This window comes from Mesorhizobium xinjiangense (assembly GCF_009749525.1).
Lineage (GTDB): Bacteria > Pseudomonadota > Alphaproteobacteria > Rhizobiales > Rhizobiaceae > Mangrovimarina > Mangrovimarina xinjiangensis.
Genome location: NZ_WOAC01000016.1, coordinates 58247 through 77894, shown reverse-complemented (window position 1 = coordinate 77894; position 19648 = coordinate 58247). Strand labels below are relative to the sequence as shown.

The following is a 19648-nucleotide window of genomic DNA, read 5'->3' as shown; positions in this document are numbered from 1 at the left end:
AGGCGGTGTCAGAAATCCATGCCGCCGGGCATCTGCGGCGCGGACGCCGCGTCCTTCTTCGGCATTTCGGCCACCATGGCTTCGGTCGTCACCAGCAGCCCGGCGATCGAAGCGGCATCCTGGAGCGCGGTGCGCACCACCTTGGCCGGATCGATCACGCCCTGCTTGTACAGGTCGGCGAACTCGCCGGTCTGGGCATTCCATCCATGGCCGAAATCCGCGGTCTCGCGCAGCTTGCCGACAATGATGGAGCCTTCGGCGCCCGCGTTCTGGGCGATCTGACGCACCGGCGCCTCGAGCGCGCGGCGCACGATGGTGATACCGACCTTCTGGTCGTCATTGTCGACTTCGACGGCATCCAGCACCGTTTGCGCCCGGAGCAACGCCACGCCGCCGCCGGGCAGTACACCTTCCTCGACTGCGGCGCGGGTCGCATGAAGCGCGTCGTCGACGCGGTCCTTCTTCTCCTTCACCTCGACCTCGGTCAAGCCGCCGACGCGGATCACGGCAACGCCACCGGCAAGCTTGGCCAGGCGCTCCTCCAGTTTTTCGCGATCATAGTCCGAGGTCGTCTCCTCGATCTGTGCCTTGATCTGGGCGACACGCGCCCCGATTTCCCCTTTCGTGCCGGCGCCGTCGATGATCGTGGTGTTTTCCTTGTCGACCACCACTTTCTTGGCCCGGCCGAGCATGTCGAGCGTGACATTCTCGAGCTTGATGCCGAGATCCTCGGAGATCACCTGACCGCCAGTCAGAACGGCGATGTCCTCGAGCATGGCCTTGCGGCGGTCGCCGAAGCCCGGAGCCTTGACGGCGGCAATCTTCAGACCGCCACGCAGCTTGTTGACGACGAGGGTCGCCAGAGCCTCACCCTCGACGTCCTCGGCGATGATGAGGAGCGGCTTGGACGACTGGACGACCGATTCCAGAACCGGCAACAGCGCCTGCAGGTTGGACAACTTCTTCTCGTGAATCAGCACGTAGGGCTCTTCGAGCTCGACGCGCATCTTGTCCTGGTTGGTGATGAAATAGGGCGAGAGATAGCCGCGGTCGAACTGCATGCCCTCGACGACCTCGAGCTCGGTCTCGGCCGTCTTGGCCTCCTCGACGGTGATGACGCCGTCATTGCCGACCTTCTGCATCGCCTCGGCCAGGAAGCGGCCGATCTCTGGATCGCCATTGGCCGAGATCGTGCCGACCTGGGCGATTTCGTCATTGCTGGTCACCTTGCGCGCCTTGGCCTTCAGCTCGGCCACAACGGCCTCGACGGCCTTGTCGATGCCGCGCTTCAGGTCCATCGGGTTCATGCCGGCGGCAACCGCCTTGGCGCCTTCCTTGACGATGGCCTGGGCGAGAACCGTGGCCGTCGTGGTGCCGTCGCCGGCGATGTCGCTGGTCCTGGAGGCGACCTCGCGCAGCATCTGGGCGCCCATGTTCTCGAACTTGTCCTCGAGTTCGATCTCCTTGGCGACCGTCACGCCATCCTTGGTGATGCGCGGGGCGCCGAAGGACTTGTCGATGACGACGTTGCGGCCTTTCGGGCCCAGCGTCACCTTGACCGCGTCAGCGAGGATGCTGACGCCCCTGAGCATGCGCTCGCGCGCATCACCGTGAAATCTGACTTCCTTGGCACTCATTGTCATATTCCTTCAAAGAGAAGCGTTTTGATGTTCACAAGCGCAGCGTGTCAGGCGGCCTGTCTGGTCGACGCCGCGCCCTCGATCACGCCCATGACGTCGGCTTCCTTCAGGATGAGAAGATCCTCACCCTCCAGCCTGATCTCGGTTCCCGACCACTTGCCGAACAGGATGCGGTCGCCGGCCTTCACGTCGAGCGGCAGCAACTGGCCGCTCTCGTTGCGCGCGCCCGGCCCCACGGCGAGAACCTCGCCCTCCTGCGGCTTTTCCTTCGCGGTATCGGGGACGATGATGCCGCCGGCCGTCTTCTCCTCGGCCTCGAGGCGGCGGACCAGAATGCGGTCATGCAAGGGACGAAAATTCATCTTACTCTCCTCCTTCAGTCTATATGCCGGTTGCCTCACCGGACCCGAACCGGGTCGCTGATACGGGGCGCCTCCCGGCTGTTGCGCGGCCATGATCTGGTCGCGAATAATGCCTGTTTCAAGAAAGTCTGACGCAACATTTAGCACTCTTCAAGCGAGAGTGCCAATCTTCTGCTTTCACCCCTGCGTACCTCGTGCGCCGGAACGCGCCGACTGCGCGCGCAGCCGGGCGAAGCACATGGAGATATGCGAGCGGCGGGTCAGACCGGCGGCCTCCAGGTCGCCGATCTCGACGGCCGCCAGAATGTCGGCGATCTCGCGCGAAAAGATGGCGATTTCCTCGGCCAGATCCAGGCGCGGGATGGATTTCAGCCATATGCGCGACGTTTGCAGATAAAGCCGCTCGGAGATTTCGCGCAAAGGCTCGTTCGCAGTCAGGCGCAGCAGGGCGTAGAAGAAGTCCAAATTGAGCTCGGCGAATGCACGGGGGTCCGGCGTCACGGCGAGGGTCCGGCTGCGCGCCTGCAGGGCGCGAAAGAGTGCCAGGGTTTCCGCGTCTGGTTCGACCGGCGACAGCTTGCCGATGAGTTCGGCCAGCTCCATGCGCATCTGGTAAACCTGGGTGAGCGCAACAATGTCGACGTCGGTGACGATGGTGCCCACGCCCTGCACGGACCTGACCAGACCCTGCGCCTCCAGCCAGCCCAGCACCCGCCGCAACGGCGTGCGGCTGACGCCGAATTCCTCGGCCAGCGCCTCTTCCCGCAGCCGGGCACCCGGCGGGTAATCGAGCAGGCAGATGCGGTCGCGCAGCGTCCGATAGAGGCGATCAAACCGTTCACGCGCGGCACTGATCCGGTCACCGCCTGTGTCGGCCCGCGGCTCGACGCTCATTCGGCCTCCGGAACCGCAAGCCGGCCTGCAAGTCCGTCGAGCATGTCCAGACAGGACTGCAATTGAGCCAGGCTGACGAATTCGTCGGCCTTGTGCGCCTGGGCGATCGAGCCCGGCCCGCACACCACGACCGACATACCAAGACCCTGGAAAAGCCCCGCTTCCGTGCCGAAGGCGACCACGTCGGCATCCTGCGCGCCGGTCAGCGCCGAGACGATCGCCCGCGCCTCGTTACCGGCGACCGGCTCCAGCCCGTGCACTTCGCCGACAATCGTCGTGGCAATGGCGCAATCGGGCGACACGCGGCGCATGGCGGGCAGCAACTCCTCCTCACAATAGGCGCGCATCGCGGCCTTGACGTGATCGGCGTCGGCGGGGCTCGACGGCCGCATCTCCCATTCGACCGAACATTGCCCGGCGATGACGTTGCGCGCCGTGCCACCGTCGATCCGGCCGACCTGCAGCGTCGTCCAGGGTGGCCGGAAAGGCGAACCGGCCGGCGCGCGCCGCCTGAGTTCGGCGCCGATCTCCAAAAGCCGGGCTATGTAGCGCACGGCATATTCGACCGCATTGACGCCCTTGTCGGGATCGGATCCGTGCCCTTCGAGCCCGCTGAACTGGGTGGTATATTCAAAGCAGCCCTTGTGCCCCTCGATGACGCGCATGCCCGTCGGCTCGCCGATGATCGCAGCGCTCGGGCGCACCTCTGCGTGGCCCAGTTCCTCGACCAGCTGGCGTGCGCCGAGGCAGCCCACTTCCTCGTCATAGGTCAGGGCGAAATGGACGGGACGCACCAGATCGAGGGCGGCGTAGCGCGGTGCGACGGCAAGCGCGGCGGCGATGAAACCTTTCATGTCGCAGGCGCCGCGGCCATAGATGAGCCCGCCCTCCTCGTGCATCTCGAAGGGATCGGACAACCATTCCGCAGGCTCGGCGGGAACCACGTCGGTGTGGCCCGAGAGCACGATGCCGCCGTCGATCTCGGGGCCGATCGTGGCAAAAAGATTTGCCTTCTGACCGCTCTCGTCGCGGTGAATGCCGATGCGGGCGCCGCAATTGCCCAGCATCTCGGCGGCATAGGTGATCAGATCGAGATTGCTTTCGCTCGACACCGTCGGAAAGGCGATGAGGTCGGCCAGTATGGCCCTGGTGTCGTCAATCAATGCCATCGTGCCGCCTCCCGTCGGCCATCTGCCGCCGAATGCCCCTCCGCTATTTGCATTCCGAAATAACGGGATCGATGCAAATCACGTTCCAACATCGGGCAGCGCCATGAACCTTTCCGGCCGACATTGCATTGACTTATGTCATAGCGGCGTGATGTTGTACACAACTGCCTCAACGACAAAAATAACCAAGGCACACAATCAGATGGGAGACCACGAACCATGAGACTCGCACTGCTCAAATCCATGGTTGCAGCGGGCGTTGCCGCATTGGCGCTGGGCACGCTGACGGCCAATGCCGGCCCGCTGATGGACCGCATCGAAAGCGGCGAACCGATCCGGCTCGGCTTTGCCAACGAGGTGCCCTGGGCCTATCCGGGCGAAGGCAACAAGCCGCTCGGCTTCGTCAACGCCTACACTGTGGGCCTGCTCAACGAGATGGGCTACGACAATATCGAGCCGGTGGTGACCGAATGGGGCGGCCTCATTCCGGGCCTCAAGGCCAACCGCTTCGACATCATCACGGGCGGCATGTACATCCTGAAAAGCCGCTGCGAAAACATCACCTTCTCCGAGCCGATGGGCAAGTTCGGCGACGCCTTCGTCGTGCCCAAGGGGAACCCCGAAGGCATCACCAACTATCAGGACATCAAGGAAAAGGACGCCACCTTCGTGACCGGCGCCGGATACAACACGGTCGAGGCGGCGAAGAAGGAAGGCGTGCCGGAGGCCAACATCATGCAGGTTCCCGGGCCCACGGAGATATTGGCGGCAGTGAAGGCGGGGCGCGCCGATGCCGGCGGCGTGACCTACTTCACGGCGCTCAACCTGGCCAAGGAATCGCCCGACGACGTCGAGGTTACCGATCCCTCCGCCCTGCCGGACTGGACGCTCAACTGGGTCGGCATCGGCTTCAGGGAAGCCGATCAGGACTTCATCGACGCGTTCAACGAGGCGCAGAAGGCCTATATCGGCTCCGAAGCCATGCTGAGCGCGGTCGAGGAATATGGCTACACGGACGCTCAGCTTCCCGGCGACGTGACGACCGAATGGGTGTGCAGCAACCGCTGATTTCGGCTCGATGCCGGCTTGAAGGCGCGAGGGGCCGGCCTGCCGGCCCCTCTTGCGCCCGCAATCGCAGCGCTCCGGAAAACGCGCATGTCATATTTCGAGTTCCTGTCCGTAAACAGCACGCGCTTCATCGACGGAACGCTCATCACGGCCATGCAGACCGTGCTGGCGGCCACGCTTGCGATCGCCCTGGCGCTGACCACGGGGCTCATGCGCCTGGCGCCCAACGCCCTCATACGCGGCATTGCAACCGTCTATATCGAGATCTTCCGCGGCACCTCGCTGCTCGTCCAGCTCTACTGGATCTTCTTCGTCCTGCCGCTGTTCGGCATCACGCTGGAAAAATTCACCGCCGGCTTCGTCGCCGTCGGCATGAATCTCGGCGCCTACGGCGCGGAACTGGTGCGCGGCGCGATCCTGTCGGTGCCGCGCGGCCAGTGGGAAGCTGCGCTCGCTCTCAACATGTCGCCGGCCAAGCGCATGTGGCGCATCATCCTCCCGCAATCGCTCGTCATCATGCTGCCGCCCTGGGGCAACCTCCTGATCGAGCTTTTGAAGGGAACGGCCCTCGTCTCGCTGATCTCGGTCGCCGACCTGATGTTCGAGGCCAAGCAGATCAACGCCACGACCTTCCTGTCGGCCCAGGCCTTCGGCACGGCGCTGGTCGTCTACTACGTGATGGCGCGCTTCATCATCACGCCCTTCATGCGCTGGCTCGAACGGGCCACGGCGCGCAAGCTGGGAAAGGCGTGAGCGATGTTCGACTGGCGATGGGACTTCACCGCCGAGATCCTGCCGCGGCTCATCATTGCCACCGGCAATACGCTCCTGGCGGCAGGGCTCGGCTATGCCATCGCCATCGTGCTCGGCCTCATCCTGGCGCTCGCCCAGCGCACGCCTTACCGCGCCCTGACGATGACGGTGCGCGAGGCGGTCGAGTTCATCCGCTCCACGCCGCTGGTGCTGCAGATCTTCTTCGTCTTTTATGTCGGGCCGCAATTCGGCGTCCGCCTGTCGCCCTGGGTGGCGGGCATGATCGCCATCGGACTTCACTATGCAGCCTATCTGTCGGAGGTCTATCGCGGCGGACTGGAGAGCGTGCCGAAAGGCCAGTGGGAAGCGGCGACCTCGCTCAACCTGTCGACCGCGCGCACCTATTTCCGCATCGTCATTCCCCAGGCGCTGCCGCCATCGCTTGCCGGCATGGGCAACTATCTCGTCGGCATATTCAAGGATACGCCGATGCTGTCGGTGATCGGGGTCGCCGAGCTGATGCACACCGCCAATGCGATCGGCTCGGAAAGCTATCGTTTCCTGGAGCCCTATACGCTTGTCGGCGTCATATTCCTGATGATCTCCTTGCCCTCGGCGGCCCTCATACGGACCTTCGAAGCCTGGGTGAGACGCAAACTCGGAATGAGCTGATGACGGAAGAGCTGTCGAAATATCCACTTGAGTTGACCGGAGGCGACGTGCCGATGGTGCGCTTCAAGAACGTCACCAAGCAATATGGCGACCTGGTCGTCCTGGATTCGCTCAATCTCGACGTGGCAGAGGGCGAGATGGTGGCGATCATCGGGCCGTCGGGTTCCGGCAAGACGACGGTCCTGCGCATGCTTATGACGCTGGAGACGATCAATGGCGGCGTCATCTATGTCGACGGCCAGCCGCTCACCCACATGCACCACCATGGCAGGCTGGTGCGGGCCAGCAACCGCTATCTGCGCCAGATGCGCTCCAACATCGGCATGTGCTTCCAGCACTTCAATCTGTTCCCGCACATGACGGCGCTGGAAAACTGCATGGAGGGTCCGGTTCACGTCCTGGGACTGAGCAAGGCCGAGGCGCGCGAACGCGCCGAAAATCTCCTCGACCTGGTCGGCATGTCCGACAAGCGCGACCAGCATCCCTCGCGTCTTTCCGGCGGCCAGCAGCAGCGCGTGGCGATCGCCCGCGCCATGGCCATGCGCCCGAAGGTGATGCTGTTCGACGAGGTGACCTCGGCGCTCGACCCGGAGGTGATCGGCGAAGTCACCAATGTCATCCGCAAACTGGTGAGCGAGCACAACTTGACCATGCTCATGGTCACCCACCAGATGGGCTTTGCCAAGGATATCTCCGACCGCGTGTGCTTCTTCTTCGACGGCAAGATCGAGGAACAGGGAGCGCCGGACGAACTGTTCGGCAATCCGAAGAAGGAGCGGACGCAACAATTTCTGAGCGCCGTGAAGGAGGCCGTATGACACTCACACTTGCCGACATTTTCGCCGCCCGGGCCAGGATAGACGGGGTGGCGGCGCGCACGCCGCTCGTCCCCTCCCCGCATGCCACGGCCCTTCATGGTGACGATGTCCTGCTGAAGCTGGAAATTGCGCAGCCGATCGGCGCCTTCAAGCTGCGCGGCGCCGTCAACGCCGTCTTTGCGCTCGGCGACGACGTGGCCGGGGTGACCTGCTGCTCGACCGGCAATCACGGCCGCGGCGTCGCCTATGCCGCCCGTGCCCGCGGCATCAGGGCCGTCATCTGCATGTCGTCGCGGGTGCCGCAGGTCAAGATCGACGGCATCAAGGCACTGGGCGCGGAGGTGCGCATCGGCGGAAAAAGCCAGGACGAGGCGCTGGCCGCAAGCCGGAAACTGGCCGAAAAGGAAGGCTTCGCCGAGATCTCGCCCTTCGACGACCCGCTGGTCGTCGCCGGCCAGGGAACGATCGGACTGGAAATGCTCGAGGACCGGCCCGATCTGGCGGCGATCCTGGTGCCGCTGTCGGGCGGCGGACTGGCCGGCGGCGTCGCGCTGGCGGCCAAGGCGATCAAGCCCGACATCAAGGTGATCGGCATCTCGATGGACCGCGGCGCGGCGATGAAGGCGTCCGTTGATGCGGGTCATCCGGTGGAAGTCGAAGAGGTCGCCAGCCTGGCCGACTCGCTCGGCGGCGGCATCGGTCTCGACAACCGTGTCTCGTTCGCGCTTTGCCGCGACCTGCTCGACGATATCGTGCTCGTCAGCGAGGACGAGATATACCGCGCCATGCAGGCGCTCTATTACGAGGACAGGCTCGTCGCAGAAGGCGCCAGCGCGGTGGGCATCGCCGCCCTTGCAAGCGGCCGGCTGGGCGATCTCGGCGGTCCCGTCGCGACGATTATCAGCGGACGCAATGTCGACATGGCCGTCTTCACCGACATCATGTGCGGCAAGGACGTCCGGCTCGGCGACCTGACCGTGACGGGGCGACTCTACGAGGGTTCTACCAAATAAGCGCGGCAACGAGGTTCGAGGCCATGTTCGCCAATCCGTTCGACGACGAGGAACTGGCGCGGCGCCTGGAGCGTGTACGCGCCGACATGGAGGGACGCCAGCTCGATCTGATACTCCTGTCGACGCCGGAAAACATCTTCTACCTGACCGGGCTCGACCACTGGGGCTATTTTGCGCCGCATGTGCTGATCGTCCCGGCGGTCGGCGAAATGACCCTCGTCACCCGCACCATGGAGCGCGTCTCGGTCACCAGGCAGGTGCGCAATGCGCTGTTTGCCGGGCATGGCGATTCCGAGACGGCGGCCGACCTGACGGTGCGGCTTCTGGAGCGGCGCGAGCGCTCGCGCTCGGCCGGCGAGGAGCTTCTGGGCGAGGTGGAGGAACTGATCGAAGGATCGCTCGGCCGGGCCGTGCGTTTCGGGGTCGAGACCTGGTCGTCGGGTCATTCCTACGGCTTCGGCCGCGCCCTGCGCGAGCGCATCGACGATGTCGAATGGGTCGACGTCACCGGCCTCGTCGACACACTTCGCCTCGTCAAGTCGCCGGCCGAGCAGGCGCTGATGCGGCAGGCCGCAAAGATCACCGACCTGGGCGCAGGGGCGGCGATCGCCGCGATCGGCGACGGCGCGCGTGAAAGCGATGTCGCGGCCGAGTGCATAGCGGCCATGGTGCGCGCCGGTGGTGCTGCGCCGGGCTTCGGCCCCTTCATCCGCCCCGGCGGGCGGCTCGACGAGGAACATGCGACCTGGGGCGACAGCGTCTATCAGCATGGCCAGCCCGTCTTTGTCGAACTGTCGGGATGCGTCTCGCGCTATCACGCGCCGCTCGGCCGCCTCGTCCATATCGGCGCGATCCGCAAGGAGGATGCGCGCATGGCCGAAACCGCCGGCCGGGCGTTCGACGCGGTGCTCGGCGCGCTGCGCCCGGGCGTTGCCGCGCGCGAGGTCTATGCGGCATGGCAAGAGGTCGTCGACGACGCGGGCCTGTCGCATTACCGGCGCCACCATTGCGGCTATTGCGTCGGGATCGGCTTTCCGCCGTCATGGACGGGCGGCAATTCCGTCACCGGGCTGAGGGCGGATTCCGACCTGGAAATCCGCGAAGGCATGAGCTTTCACATCCTGTCCTGGCTGATGGGAACCGGCCAGGGAGACTATTTCCTCTCCAACACCGTCCTGTTGGGACAGCACGGTGCCGAGGTCGTCACCCAGACGCCGGGCGGGCCGCTGGTGAAGTAGCTCTCCCATCTCAGGAACGCCTGAAGCGCAGCAGCAGGAACAAGGGGGATCGTGCAGGTCAATGTCCCCCGTTTCGCGTTGCCGTGGCGCTGGTCCGCGGTTCCAATTTGTGCGCATCAGGAAAATCCTTGTACACTTGTCTAAAAGATATGGACATTTGAAAACGCCGTCGCTAGAACTCCGGCAACAGTGGAGGAAACTGCCGCCATGCCGAGGCCCTCAGGCGCCATCGATCCGAGAACGGCCATTCTCGAAGCCGGCGAAAAGCGCTTCTCCGAAAGCGGATTCGGAGCGGTCGCACTGCGCGAGATCGCGCGCGAGGCCAAGGTCAATGTCGGCAGCATCACCTACCATTTCGGCAACAAGCTCGGCCTTCTGGAAGCCATCTACGAGCGCCACACGCGGCCGATGAACGCCCGCCGACTGGAACTCATCGGCGAGGCGACACGCATCGAGGATCCGGCGAAGCGCCTGAAAGCCATCCTGCGGGCCTATCTGCTGCCCGCCTTCACATCCTCCGACGATCTGGCCGGCGGCGGCGCCCGCTTCACGCGCATGCGCGCCATGCTGTCGGCCGAAGGCAACCCCCAGGCCCGCGAGATCATCGCCAGGGCCTTCGACGCGACCACGCGCGCCTTCATCGACGCGATCGCCGCCTGCCTGCCGGGCGCCCGGCGCGAGGACATCGTCTGGCGCAGCCAGTTCCTGCTCGGCTCGCTATACTACACGCTGATGAATCCGCAGCGTATCGACCGTCTGTCAGACGGGACAGCCGACGGGAGCGACCAGGAAACGGCGATCGAGCAGATCGTGGAAGCAAGTTTCGCAAGCCTCAGGGCCCTTGCCCGGCCCGACGCCGAACCCGCGCCGGAACCGGCGCAATCGTCTCTTTGAACCAACGGGAGGAAGAAATGACATATCGAACCGGCATGAAGGTCCTGGCGCTGGCGGTCGCCCTGGTTGCGGCGCCAGCGGCAGCCGAGCAACGCCTTTCCATCGGCACCGGCGGGACGGGCGGACTGTTTTACGTCATCGGCGCCGGCATCGCCGACGTGCTCAACAAGCATATGAGCGACACGACGGCGCGCGCCGAGGTGACCGGCGCTTCGGTGGAAAACATCCGCCGTGTCGCCGCCGACCAGATGAACTTCGGCTTCTCCTCCTCATCGACGCTCTACGAGGCGAAGAACGGCGAAGGCCCGTTCGAGGACGACGCCCAGCCGGTGGCGGCGATGGCCTATCTCTATCCGGCCGTGCTGCAGCTTGCCACGACCGCCGACACCGGCATCGCCAGCATCGAGGATCTCGCCGGCAAGCGGGTCAATCTCGGACCGCCCGGCAGCAACGCGGCGGTTCTGGCCCAGCGTCTGCTGGAGTCCTACGGCGTCTTCGATCCCTCCAATGTGCAGTTCCTCTCCTATACCGAAGGAACCAACGCGCTGATGAACGGCACGGTGGACGCCACCACGGTGCTGGCCGGCGCGCCGACCGCGGCGCTGATCGACCTCGACGCGCAGCGCGACATGGTTCTCCTGTCGCTCGACGAGGAGAAGGTGGCGGATCTTTTCGAGCAGTATCCCTACTACCAGCCCTATGACATCAAGCCCGGCACCTATCCCGACCAGACCGAGCCGGTGACGGTGATCAACGATCCGGCAACGCTGTTCACCAAGGCCGACGCCGATGAGGCACTGATCAACACGATCTCCGGCACGATCTTCGAACACCTCGACGAGTTGGGCGAGGTTCATCCGCAGGCCAAGGCGATCTCGCTGGAGACGGCGACCAAAACGCCGATCGACCTGCATCCCGGCGCCAAGGCCTATTTCGATTCCGTCAAGTAAAGGAGAGGCGCGGCCATCATGACCGCATTTCTCGATCAGTTGCGGCTCGACCGCGCCGCACATCGCAACGACAGGGAAGCGGCCATCGTGTCGCTTCTCTTTGCCGCCCTCGCCGTCGCCGTGACGGCACTGGTGATCTATGGCGCCTATTTCGGCCTGATCACGGCGCTCATCCTGCGCTCGCTGTTCTTTTCCATGGTTGCCTGCGGCGGCCTGCTCTTCGTCGGCCTGAACGCACGCAACACCATGGTCCGCTTCATGTGCTACGCGCTGGCGATCATCGTGCTGGTCCCCGGCTACCACCTGCAGGCGACCTATCTCGAGATCATCATGCGCGGCGCCATGGCCACGCCGCCCGATCTGTGGATCTTCGTCGGCCTCATGGCGGCGCTTCTCGTCCTGGTGCGCATGGCGCTCGGCTGGGCCCTTGTGGTGCTCGTCTGCGTCGCGCTTGCCTATGCCTGGTTCGGCTATCTCATTCCCGGCCAGTACGGTCACGGCGGCTATGACCTCAGGCGCCTTGCCTCGACGCTGATGCTGTCGACCGAGGGCGTCTACGGCCTGCCGATGGGCGTGGCGGTCGAATATATCTTTCTCTTCTCGCTGCTTGGCGGGCTGTTGATGAAGATCGGCACCGGCGAAGTCTTCGTCGATATCGCGCGCGGGCTGACGGGGCGCATGCGCGGCGGGCCCGGCCTGTCGGCGGCCCTTTCGAGCGCCATGCTCGGAACGATCAACGGCAGCGCGGTCGCCAATGTGGTGACCACCGGCACCTTCACCATCCCGCTGATGAAGCGCGTCGGCTATTCGGCCAATCTCGCCGGCGCCATCGAGGCCGCCGCCTCCTCGGCCGGACAGATCCTGCCGCCGGTGATGGGCGCGGCCGCCTTCCTGATGGCGGAGATCATCGGCGTCCCCTATTCGCAGATCGCGCTGGCCGCGCTCGTGCCCGGTCTCCTCTATGTCGTCGCGCTGATGGTGGCGGTCAGGCTCGAAGCCGGCCGGCTGGGCCTCGAGCGCGATACCGAGGCGGGGCTCGCCCTGCTGCGCGAAACGCTGGTGCGCCGCGGCTATCTTCTTCTGCCGCTCGTCGGTCTCGTCGCATTCCTGGTCATGGGCTATACGCCGACCCGCGCCGCCGTCATGTGCCTCGTCCTCGCGCTGGCCATCTCGCCATGGCGCAGCGCGACGCGCGTCGGCCCGATGGGTCTGGTCATGGTCTGCCGCGACACGCTTCTGGCAACAATGCCGATCGTCGCGGCGGTCGCCGCCGCCGGCGTGGTCATCGGCGTGCTCAACTTGACCGGCATGGGCCTGATGCTGTCCGGCCTGATCGTCGAACTCGGCGGGCAGAGCATCCTGACCATCCTCGTGCTCACCGCCCTTGTCTCCTTCGTTCTCGGCATGGGCCTGCCGACCTCGGCCGCCTATCTGCTGCTTGCCGTTCTCGTCGCCCCGGCGCTCACCAAACTCGGCGTGCCGGCGATCGTCGCCCATATGTTCATCTTCTATTACGGGCTCGTCTCGGCGATCACCCCGCCCGTCGCGCTGGCGGCTTACGCCGCGGCCAGCATCTCGGGCGGCGACGCCAACAAGACGGCGTTCGAATCGGTGCGGCTCGGCTTCGTCAAGCTGCTGGTTCCGTTCCTGTTCGCCAGCATGCCGGGGCTGCTGATGATCGGCAGCGGCATCCAGATCACCCTTTCGATCGTTCTGGCGACGATCGGCGTCGTGGGGCTAACCATCGCCTTTGCCGGATGGCTCGGCCGCACACAGACGAGCCCCGAGCGCAGCGCCATGGCGGTATGCTCACTCCTGGTGCTGTGGCCGACGCCGGTCGACTCGACCGATCCGGCGACGCTTGCCGCACGGCTCGTCGGGCTCGCCGGCCTGGCATTTCTTTTCTGGCGCGCAACGACCGCAGGAGCACCCTCGCCAGCGGCACATGACAAGGTCTAGCGATGACAGCTCAAAACCTGCCCTTCCACCCCGCACCGAGCAAGCCGAGGACGGCTCTGCCCGCCGGCGCCTGCGACGCGCATTGTCATGTCTTCGGGCCGGCGGCGCGCTTTGCCTTCGCGCCGGAGCGCACCTACACCCCGGTCGACGCGCCGAAGGAAACGCTGTTTGCGCTTCACAGGCTTCTGGGCATCGAGCGCTCGGTGCTGGTCCAGGCGAGTTGCCACGGCACCGACAACGCCGCCATGCTCGATGCGATCGCCGCATCCGATGGCCGCTATCGCGGCGTCGCCATGGTCAAGGAAGATGTGACGCAGGACGAGCTGAAGCGCCTGCATGAAGGCGGCGTGCGCGGCGTACGCTTCAATTTCGTCACGCATCTCGGCAAGGATGCCGACATGGATGCCGTACGCCGGATCGCCGACAGGATCGCACCGCTCGGCTGGCACGCGGTGGTGCATTTCGACGCCAACAGGCTGGAGACGCTGGCGCCGCAGCTCAAAGCGTTGCCGCTGACCTTGGTCATCGATCATATGGGCCGGGTGGACGCCAGCCAGGGAACCGACCAGCCGGCCTTCCAGATGCTGCTCGAACTGATGGAAGACGCGCGCTTCTGGGTCAAGGTCTGCGGCGCCGAGCGCATTTCGCGCGCCGGCCCGCCCTTCGCCGATGCCGTTCCGTTCGCCAAGATGCTGGTCGAGCGGTTTTCCGACCGCGTCCTGTGGGGCACCGACTGGCCGCATCCCAACATCAAGAAGAACATGCCCGACGATGGGGCTCTGGTCGATCTGTTGCCCGAGATCGCGCCCGACGCGGCAAACCTGAAACGTCTGCTGGTCGACAATCCGACGCGGCTCTACTGGCCTGAGCAGATGGTCGAAGGGCAGCCGAAGGAACTGGCGAGGCAAGGATGAGCAATCACGAGCCCTGCTTCGACGTCGCTCATCTGGGCCATGTCGAGCTTCTGACCGACAAGCCGGAGGAGAGCCTGAACTTCTTCGTCAATGTCTACGGACTGACGGAGAGCGGGCGCGAGGGCAATTCGGTCTATCTGCGCGCCTTCGACGACTACGAGTTCCACACGCTCAAGCTGACGGCCTCAGACTCGACGGGCGTCGGCCATGTCGGCTACCGCACGACGTCTGAGGGCGCGCTCGAGCGCCGCGTGGCGGCGATCGAGGCCATGGGCTGCGGCATCGGCTGGGTCGACGGCGATATGGGCCACGGCCGCGCCTATCGCTTCAACGATCCCGACGGGCACATCTTCGAGCTCTATTACGACACCCGCGTCTACGAGGCGCCACTGGGCGAAAAGCCGGCGCTGAAGAACATCGCCCAGCGCTATCACGGGCGCGGCACCGGCGTGCGGCGCATCGACCATCTGAACCTGCTGGCAAGCGATGTCCGGGCGATCAAGGCCTTCATGACCGAGGCGTTCGGATCGCGGGCGACGGAGGAAATCCTGCTCGACAACGGGCGGCTCGGCGGTTGCTGGTTCACCGTCAACAACAAGAGCTACGACATCGCCTATACGGAGGATCACTCCGGCGCCCGGGGCCGTTTTCACCACGTCACCTATGCAGTCGACAGCCGCGAGGACGTGCTGAGGGCCGCCGACATCTTTCTGGAGAACGGCGTCTACATCGAGACCGGGCCGCACAAGCATGCCGTCCAGGGCACCTTCTTTCTCTATGTCTACGAGCCGGCCGGCAACCGCGTCGAGGTCGCCAATGCCGGTGCGCGGCTGATCCTCAGGCCCGACTGGCCGACCGTCGTGTGGACAGAGGCCGAGCGCAGGAAAGGCCAGGCCTGGGGCCTCAAGACGATCGAGAGCTTTCATACCCACGGCACGCCCCCGGTGGGCGAGGCCGCCAAATCCGACGGAGAGAAGAAATGAGTGGAAAGACAGCGCTGGTCGTCAGCGCGCATTCGGCCGATTTCGTCTGGCGCTGCGGCGGGGCCATCGCCCTGCACGCCAGGAAGGGATACGCCGTCACCGTCGTATGCCTGTCCTATGGCGAACGCGGCGAAAGCGCCAAGCTGTGGAAGCAGGAGGGCATGACGCTGGACATGGTCAAGGCCGGCCGGCGCAAGGAAGCCGAAAACGCCGCGTCTGCACTCGGCGTCGCCGACATCCAGTTCTTCGACCTCGGCGACTATCCGCTGGAACTGGACCGCGAGGCAAAGTTCCGCCTGGTCGACGTGATCCGCAAGGTGCAGCCGGACTTCATGCTCTCGCACTCGCTGGACGATCCCTACAACACCGACCACCCCTACGCCACGCGGGTGGCGCTGGAATGCCGCATGGTCGCCCAGGCCTGGGGCCACAATCCGGGCGAAAAGGTGCTCGGCGCCCCGCAGCTCTATCTCTTCGAGCCGCACCAGAGCGAGCAATGCGGCTGGAAGCCGGACACGATCCTCGACATCACACCGGCGTGGGAGAAGAAAAAGGCGGCGATCGAGTGCATGGAGGGCCAGCAGCACCTCTGGCACTATTACACCAATGTCGCCGAAAACCGCGCCAACCAGTTCCGGCGCAATTCCGGCGGCCAGTCCGGCGGGCGCGAGGCGCAATATGCCGAGGCCTTCCAGTCGATCTTTCCCAAAACCGTGGATGAGTTGTGATGAGCGTGGTGGTGCAGAATATCGAGCGTCCCGAGGCGGCAATAGTCGAAGGGCTCGCCGAATGCGGCGTGGCGACCGTGCACGAGGCCATGGGCCGCAAGGGGCTGATGCGTTCGCACATGCGGCCGATCTATGCCGGCGCGCGCCTCGCCGGCCCGGCGGTGACGGTGTCGATCGCGCCGGGCGACAACTGGATGATCCATGTCGCGGTCGAACAGTGCCGCGAGGGCGATATCCTCGTCGTCGCGCCGACCAGTCCCTGCGAGGACGGCTATTTCGGCGAACTGCTGGCCCGCTCGCTGATGCACAGGGGCGTGCGCGGTCTGATCATCGAGGCGGGCGTGCGCGACGTGCGTGACCTGGCCGAGATCGGTTTTCCCGTCTGGTCGAAAGCGGTCTTCGCCCAGGGCACGGTCAAGGAGACGATCGGCTCGGTCAACGTGCCGGTGGTGTGCGCCGAGGCGGCGGTACAGCCGGGCGACGTCATCGTGGCCGATGACGACGGCGTGTGCGTCGTGCCGCGCGCCGAGGCCAAGGCGACGCTCGACGCCTCGCATGCCCGCGAGGCCAAGGAGGCCGAGACGCGCAAGCGGCTGATGGCCGGCGAGCTCGGCCTCGACATCTACGGCATGCGCGAAAAGCTCGCCGCGAAGGGGCTGAGATATGTCTGACTTCAAGCCCCCTGTCGTCATCCCCGACGCTGAGGGTCCGCAATGGGTCCCGGCTCGCGCTCGCTTCGCTTCCTTGGCCGGGAGGACGGAGAGATGAGCAGCGTGCGGTGCATGTGGATGCGCGGCGGGACGTCCAAGGGCGGCTATTTCCTGGCCGAGGACCTCCCCGCCGACAGGGCCGCCCGCGACGCCTTTTTGCTGCGCGCGATGGGCTCGCCCGACAAGCGCCAGATCGACGGCATGGGCGGGGCCGATCCGCTCACTTCAAAGGTTGCCGTGGTGAAGAAATCGGTCCGTCCGGGCATCGACGTCGATTATCTGTTCCTGCAGGTCTTCGTCGACCAGCCGATCGTCACCGACGCCCAGAACTGCGGCAATATCCTGGCCGGTATCGGCCCCTTCGCCATCGAGCGCGGGCTGGTGGCGACAACCGGCGAGACGACGGATGTGCGCATCTTCATGGAAAACACCGGCCAGGTGGCGGTCGCCAGCGTGGCCACGCCAGACGGGCGCGTCAGCTATGCCGGTGACGCTCACATCGACGGCGTGCCAGGCACCGCCGCCCCCGTCCCTGTCCGGTTCGAGGACACGGCGGGAAGCTCCTGCGGCGCGCTCCTGCCCACTGGCAATGCGCGCGACGAGATCGACGGCGTCGCCGTCACCTTGATCGACAACGGCATGCCCTGCGTCGTCATGCGTGCCGCCGACATGGGCATTTCAGGCAACGAGACACCGGCCGAACTGGAGGCTAATGAAAACCTGCGCGGCCGGCTGGAGGCGATCCGGCTGAAGGCCGGGCCGATGATGAATCTGGGCGATGTGAGCGAAAAGTCGGTGCCGAAGATGACGATGGTATCGGCGCCGCGCCGGGGCGGGGCGATTTCGACCCGCACCTTCATCCCGCATCGCTGTCATTCCTCGATCGGTGTTCTCGGCGCGGTCTCCGTCGCCACCGCCTGTCTGCTGCCGAAAAGTCCGGCGGCCGAACTGGCCCAAACTGGCAGCGGGCGCGAACGCTCCCTGTCGATCGAGCATCCGACCGGCGAAATGACGGTCGTGGCCACGCTCGACGATGCGGGCGCAGTGGAACGCGCGGCGATCCTGCGCACCGCGCGCAAGCTCTTCGACGGTGCGGTCTTCGCTTAGCGCGCATATCTTTGCTTCAAACGGAAACGTTTGAAGCAAAGATATGCGCGCCAGATCAATATGTTGGAGCATGTACCTTTCGCTCAAACGATTCCGTTTGAGTGGGACATGCTCCAGTAATTTCAGGAGCCTCGGACCGCGCGGCAGCCGACCGAGACGTCCCCGGGATCAGGACGGCTTTCTTTGCGCCGGGAAGAGCTGGTAGACCCAGGTCTCGCTCAACGCGCGATCCTCATGGCGCAGGAACAGGCGCAAATCCACCGGCTCCTCTTCTTGCGCCGTCACATCGAACATGGCGCGCCAGCGCTTCGTGCCGACAACGGGATAAGTGGACACATTGTCGATCGCGCCCCGGCTCGTATCGATCACGGCTTCCACGCCGCTCGAACGGTCGAGGCCGTCGAGCGCCGAACCTTCGAAATCGATGGTGAATTTGGTGACACCCTCCGGCCGCGGCTGGCCGGGAACGCCGCCCAGTCCCGTTCTGGTGGCCACGACACGCGCTGCGTTTTCGTCGCGGTAGGGCGTGTCGGCGACCCAGTGCAGCCGGTATCTGAGATCGAACCGGTCGCCGGTGCTCGTCGCGCCGGCCGGCACCCAGAAGGCACCGATATTGTCGTGGATCTCGTCGTCCGTCGGTATCTCCATAAGCTGGACGGCGCCCTCGCCCCAGCCGTCCAGCGGCTCGACCCACAGGCTGGCCCGCTTCTCGTAGAACACCCCGTCATCCTGATAGTTCTCGAAATTGCGGTCGCGCTGCATCAGTCCGAAACCCTTGGGATCGCGGTCGACGAAGGTGTTGACCATGACGCGCGGCGGATTGTTGAGCGGCCGCCAGATACGCTCGCCCGCGCCGGTCCATATCTCCAGCCCGTCTGAATCGTGAATCTCGGGCCGCCAGTCCTTGGCGACCTCGCGATTGTTCTCCGCATACCAGAACATTGACGTGAGCGGCGCCAGTCCAAGACGCTCGACACCGTCGCGCAGGATAACGGCGGCCTCGATCTCCTGGCGGATGCCGTCATCCTGGAGGCTGGCGATCCGATAGGCTCCGGTCACGCTCGGACCGTCCATCAACGCATAGGTGATCAGCCCGCCCTCTCCGTCGCGCTCCAACCAGAAATGTGTGAAACGCGGGAATTCTTCCGGCTTTGCGGTTGCCGGATCGATAGCGATGCCGCGCGCCGACAGGCCGAACTGGTTGAATGGTCCCGATGTGCGGAAATAGGTGCCCCCCAGCAATGCCATCCAGTCGTTCTTCTGATCGGCGTTCATGACGCGGAAGCCGGCGAAGCCGGAGTTCGTCAGGCGATGGGCGGGATGACCGTCGGGCATGTCGAAATAGGATTCCGAGAACATGATCTCGCGCGCCTGGCCGTCCTCGACCACCGATATGGCCACCGGCTCCTTGAAATAGCGTCCCGGATGGAAGAAGCGAATCGCCGGCCCCGCCTCATCATCGCGCCACAGAGTGCGATCGGGCCGGTAGACGACCTTGTTGTGCAGGTCGTAGTCGATCTGCTCCAGAATATCCCGATCCGGAACGGCCGAGGGCGTGTACGGCTTTGCGGCGAGGTCCTCGGCCATGCGCTTGACGTCGTCGAACGAGAAGGCTTCTGCCGGTCCGAGATCGAGCGCGCCATCGTCGGCGGCGCGCGCCAGGTCGGGCAGAAGGGTAAAGGCGCCGGCCGCGAGGCCCGAAAACAATATGCCGCGCCGCGTCGGTCTAAAGGTCATAAACAATGCTCCCACAGTTCGCGGCGTCAAATTCGGCAG

General features: G+C 65.1%; 19 protein-coding genes. 14 read left to right on the top strand and 5 right to left on the bottom strand.

Features of this window, described 5'->3' with window-relative positions; translation table 11 throughout:
• Positions 1 to 8 precede the first annotated feature (8 nt).
• The 4 genes from groL to argE all read right to left on the bottom strand — a co-directional run bounded on the left by groL (position 9) and on the right by argE (position 4065).
• Positions 9 to 1637 (bottom strand): chaperonin GroEL, encoded by a 1629-nt coding sequence (gene groL, locus GM909_RS17570; protein ID WP_157018183.1) that lies wholly within the window; start codon positions 1635 to 1637, stop codon positions 9 to 11.
• Positions 1638 to 1687: 50 nt separating this feature from the next.
• Positions 1688 to 2002 carry a co-chaperone GroES gene (gene groES / locus GM909_RS17565; protein WP_157018182.1) on the bottom strand — a complete coding sequence of 105 codons (315 nt, stop codon included), beginning with the start codon at positions 2000 to 2002 and terminating at the stop codon, positions 1688 to 1690.
• A gap of 177 nt (positions 2003 to 2179) precedes the next feature.
• A complete protein-coding gene (locus GM909_RS17560; RefSeq protein ID WP_157018180.1) occupies positions 2180 to 2896 on the bottom strand; it encodes a GntR family transcriptional regulator in 717 nt (238 codons plus the stop codon).
• Positions 2893 to 4065, bottom strand: a complete 1173-nt coding sequence (gene argE / locus GM909_RS17555; protein WP_198174295.1) for an acetylornithine deacetylase — start codon at positions 4063 to 4065, stop codon at positions 2893 to 2895. Before argE ends, GM909_RS17560 begins: the two co-directional genes overlap by 4 nt.
• Positions 4066 to 4284: 219 nt before the next feature.
• On the opposite strand from argE, the gene GM909_RS17550 reads away from it, so the two are divergent.
• From GM909_RS17550 to GM909_RS17485, 14 genes are all read left to right on the top strand, one after another.
• Positions 4285 to 5133 (top strand): transporter substrate-binding domain-containing protein, encoded by an 849-nt coding sequence (locus GM909_RS17550; RefSeq protein WP_157018178.1) that lies wholly within the window; start codon positions 4285 to 4287, stop codon positions 5131 to 5133.
• An 87-nt stretch (positions 5134 to 5220) separates the two neighbouring features.
• Positions 5221 to 5886, top strand: a complete 666-nt coding sequence (gene ehuC, locus GM909_RS17545; protein WP_157018176.1) for an ectoine/hydroxyectoine ABC transporter permease subunit EhuC — start codon at positions 5221 to 5223, stop codon at positions 5884 to 5886.
• Between the two features lie 3 nt (positions 5887 to 5889).
• Positions 5890 to 6558 carry an ectoine/hydroxyectoine ABC transporter permease subunit EhuD gene (gene ehuD / locus GM909_RS17540; RefSeq protein WP_157018174.1) on the top strand — a complete coding sequence of 223 codons (669 nt, stop codon included), beginning with the start codon at positions 5890 to 5892 and terminating at the stop codon, positions 6556 to 6558.
• Complete coding sequence (gene ehuA, locus GM909_RS17535) at positions 6558 to 7376, top strand: ectoine/hydroxyectoine ABC transporter ATP-binding protein EhuA (RefSeq protein ID WP_157018172.1); 819 nt, start codon at positions 6558 to 6560, stop codon at positions 7374 to 7376. Before ehuD ends, ehuA begins: the two co-directional genes overlap by 1 nt.
• Complete coding sequence (gene eutB / locus GM909_RS17530) at positions 7373 to 8389, top strand: hydroxyectoine utilization dehydratase EutB (RefSeq protein ID WP_157018170.1); 1017 nt, start codon at positions 7373 to 7375, stop codon at positions 8387 to 8389. The genes ehuA and eutB overlap by 4 nt, the downstream gene beginning before the upstream one ends.
• A gap of 23 nt (positions 8390 to 8412) precedes the next feature.
• On the top strand, positions 8413 to 9627 hold the full coding sequence (locus GM909_RS17525) for a M24 family metallopeptidase (RefSeq protein ID WP_157018168.1): 1215 nt from the start codon (positions 8413 to 8415) through the stop codon (positions 9625 to 9627).
• Positions 9628 to 9834: 207 nt separating this feature from the next.
• On the top strand, positions 9835 to 10521 hold the full coding sequence (locus GM909_RS17520) for a TetR/AcrR family transcriptional regulator (protein WP_157018166.1): 687 nt from the start codon (positions 9835 to 9837) through the stop codon (positions 10519 to 10521).
• Positions 10522 to 10538: 17 nt separating this feature from the next.
• Positions 10539 to 11471 carry a TAXI family TRAP transporter solute-binding subunit gene (locus GM909_RS17515; protein WP_198174294.1) on the top strand — a complete coding sequence of 311 codons (933 nt, stop codon included), beginning with the start codon at positions 10539 to 10541 and terminating at the stop codon, positions 11469 to 11471.
• A gap of 18 nt (positions 11472 to 11489) precedes the next feature.
• Complete coding sequence (locus GM909_RS17510) at positions 11490 to 13430, top strand: TRAP transporter permease (RefSeq protein WP_157018164.1); 1941 nt, start codon at positions 11490 to 11492, stop codon at positions 13428 to 13430.
• A 2-nt stretch (positions 13431 to 13432) separates the two neighbouring features.
• On the top strand, positions 13433 to 14344 hold the full coding sequence (locus GM909_RS17505) for an amidohydrolase family protein (protein ID WP_157018162.1): 912 nt from the start codon (positions 13433 to 13435) through the stop codon (positions 14342 to 14344).
• Positions 14341 to 15327, top strand: a complete 987-nt coding sequence (locus GM909_RS17500; RefSeq protein ID WP_157018161.1) for a catechol 2,3-dioxygenase — start codon at positions 14341 to 14343, stop codon at positions 15325 to 15327. Before GM909_RS17505 ends, GM909_RS17500 begins: the two co-directional genes overlap by 4 nt.
• Positions 15324 to 16055 carry a PIG-L deacetylase family protein gene (locus tag GM909_RS17495; RefSeq protein ID WP_157018159.1) on the top strand — a complete coding sequence of 244 codons (732 nt, stop codon included), beginning with the start codon at positions 15324 to 15326 and terminating at the stop codon, positions 16053 to 16055. The genes GM909_RS17500 and GM909_RS17495 overlap by 4 nt, the downstream gene beginning before the upstream one ends.
• Positions 16055 to 16726: a 4-carboxy-4-hydroxy-2-oxoadipate aldolase/oxaloacetate decarboxylase gene (locus GM909_RS17490; protein WP_157018157.1), complete on the top strand. Its 672-nt coding sequence runs from the start codon at positions 16055 to 16057 to the stop codon at positions 16724 to 16726. The genes GM909_RS17495 and GM909_RS17490 overlap by 1 nt, the downstream gene beginning before the upstream one ends.
• A gap of 93 nt (positions 16727 to 16819) precedes the next feature.
• Positions 16820 to 17872, top strand: coding sequence for a 4-oxalomesaconate tautomerase (locus GM909_RS17485; RefSeq protein WP_157018155.1), 1053 nt, complete (start codon positions 16820 to 16822; stop codon positions 17870 to 17872).
• Between the two features lie 168 nt (positions 17873 to 18040).
• Here the strand turns inward: GM909_RS17485 and GM909_RS17480 are convergent, their stop codons facing one another.
• Complete coding sequence (locus GM909_RS17480) at positions 18041 to 19609, bottom strand: glucan biosynthesis protein (protein ID WP_157018153.1); 1569 nt, start codon at positions 19607 to 19609, stop codon at positions 18041 to 18043.
• Between the last annotated feature and the right edge of the window lie 39 nt (positions 19610 to 19648).

Coding starts and splice junctions, on each gene's coding strand:
- GM909_RS17495 (WP_157018159.1), top strand. CDS start 15,324: ATGAGTGGAAAGACAGCGCTGGTCGTCAGCGCGCATTCGGCCGATTTC.
- ehuC (WP_157018176.1), top strand. CDS start 5,221: ATGTCATATTTCGAGTTCCTGTCCGTAAACAGCACGCGCTTCATCGAC.
- GM909_RS17560 (WP_157018180.1), bottom strand. CDS start 2,896: ATGAGCGTCGAGCCGCGGGCCGACACAGGCGGTGACCGGATCAGTGCC.
- GM909_RS17490 (WP_157018157.1), top strand. CDS start 16,055: ATGAGCGTGGTGGTGCAGAATATCGAGCGTCCCGAGGCGGCAATAGTC.
- eutB (WP_157018170.1), top strand. CDS start 7,373: ATGACACTCACACTTGCCGACATTTTCGCCGCCCGGGCCAGGATAGAC.
- argE (WP_198174295.1), bottom strand. CDS start 4,065: ATGGCATTGATTGACGACACCAGGGCCATACTGGCCGACCTCATCGCC.
- groES (WP_157018182.1), bottom strand. CDS start 2,002: ATGAATTTTCGTCCCTTGCATGACCGCATTCTGGTCCGCCGCCTCGAG.
- GM909_RS17485 (WP_157018155.1), top strand. CDS start 16,820: ATGAGCAGCGTGCGGTGCATGTGGATGCGCGGCGGGACGTCCAAGGGC.
- GM909_RS17520 (WP_157018166.1), top strand. CDS start 9,835: ATGCCGAGGCCCTCAGGCGCCATCGATCCGAGAACGGCCATTCTCGAA.
- GM909_RS17550 (WP_157018178.1), top strand. CDS start 4,285: ATGAGACTCGCACTGCTCAAATCCATGGTTGCAGCGGGCGTTGCCGCA.
- GM909_RS17510 (WP_157018164.1), top strand. CDS start 11,490: ATGACCGCATTTCTCGATCAGTTGCGGCTCGACCGCGCCGCACATCGC.
- GM909_RS17500 (WP_157018161.1), top strand. CDS start 14,341: ATGAGCAATCACGAGCCCTGCTTCGACGTCGCTCATCTGGGCCATGTC.
- groL (WP_157018183.1), bottom strand. CDS start 1,637: ATGAGTGCCAAGGAAGTCAGATTTCACGGTGATGCGCGCGAGCGCATG.
- GM909_RS17480 (WP_157018153.1), bottom strand. CDS start 19,609: ATGACCTTTAGACCGACGCGGCGCGGCATATTGTTTTCGGGCCTCGCG.
- GM909_RS17525 (WP_157018168.1), top strand. CDS start 8,413: ATGTTCGCCAATCCGTTCGACGACGAGGAACTGGCGCGGCGCCTGGAG.
- ehuD (WP_157018174.1), top strand. CDS start 5,890: ATGTTCGACTGGCGATGGGACTTCACCGCCGAGATCCTGCCGCGGCTC.
- GM909_RS17515 (WP_198174294.1), top strand. CDS start 10,539: ATGACATATCGAACCGGCATGAAGGTCCTGGCGCTGGCGGTCGCCCTG.
- GM909_RS17505 (WP_157018162.1), top strand. CDS start 13,433: ATGACAGCTCAAAACCTGCCCTTCCACCCCGCACCGAGCAAGCCGAGG.
- ehuA (WP_157018172.1), top strand. CDS start 6,558: ATGACGGAAGAGCTGTCGAAATATCCACTTGAGTTGACCGGAGGCGAC.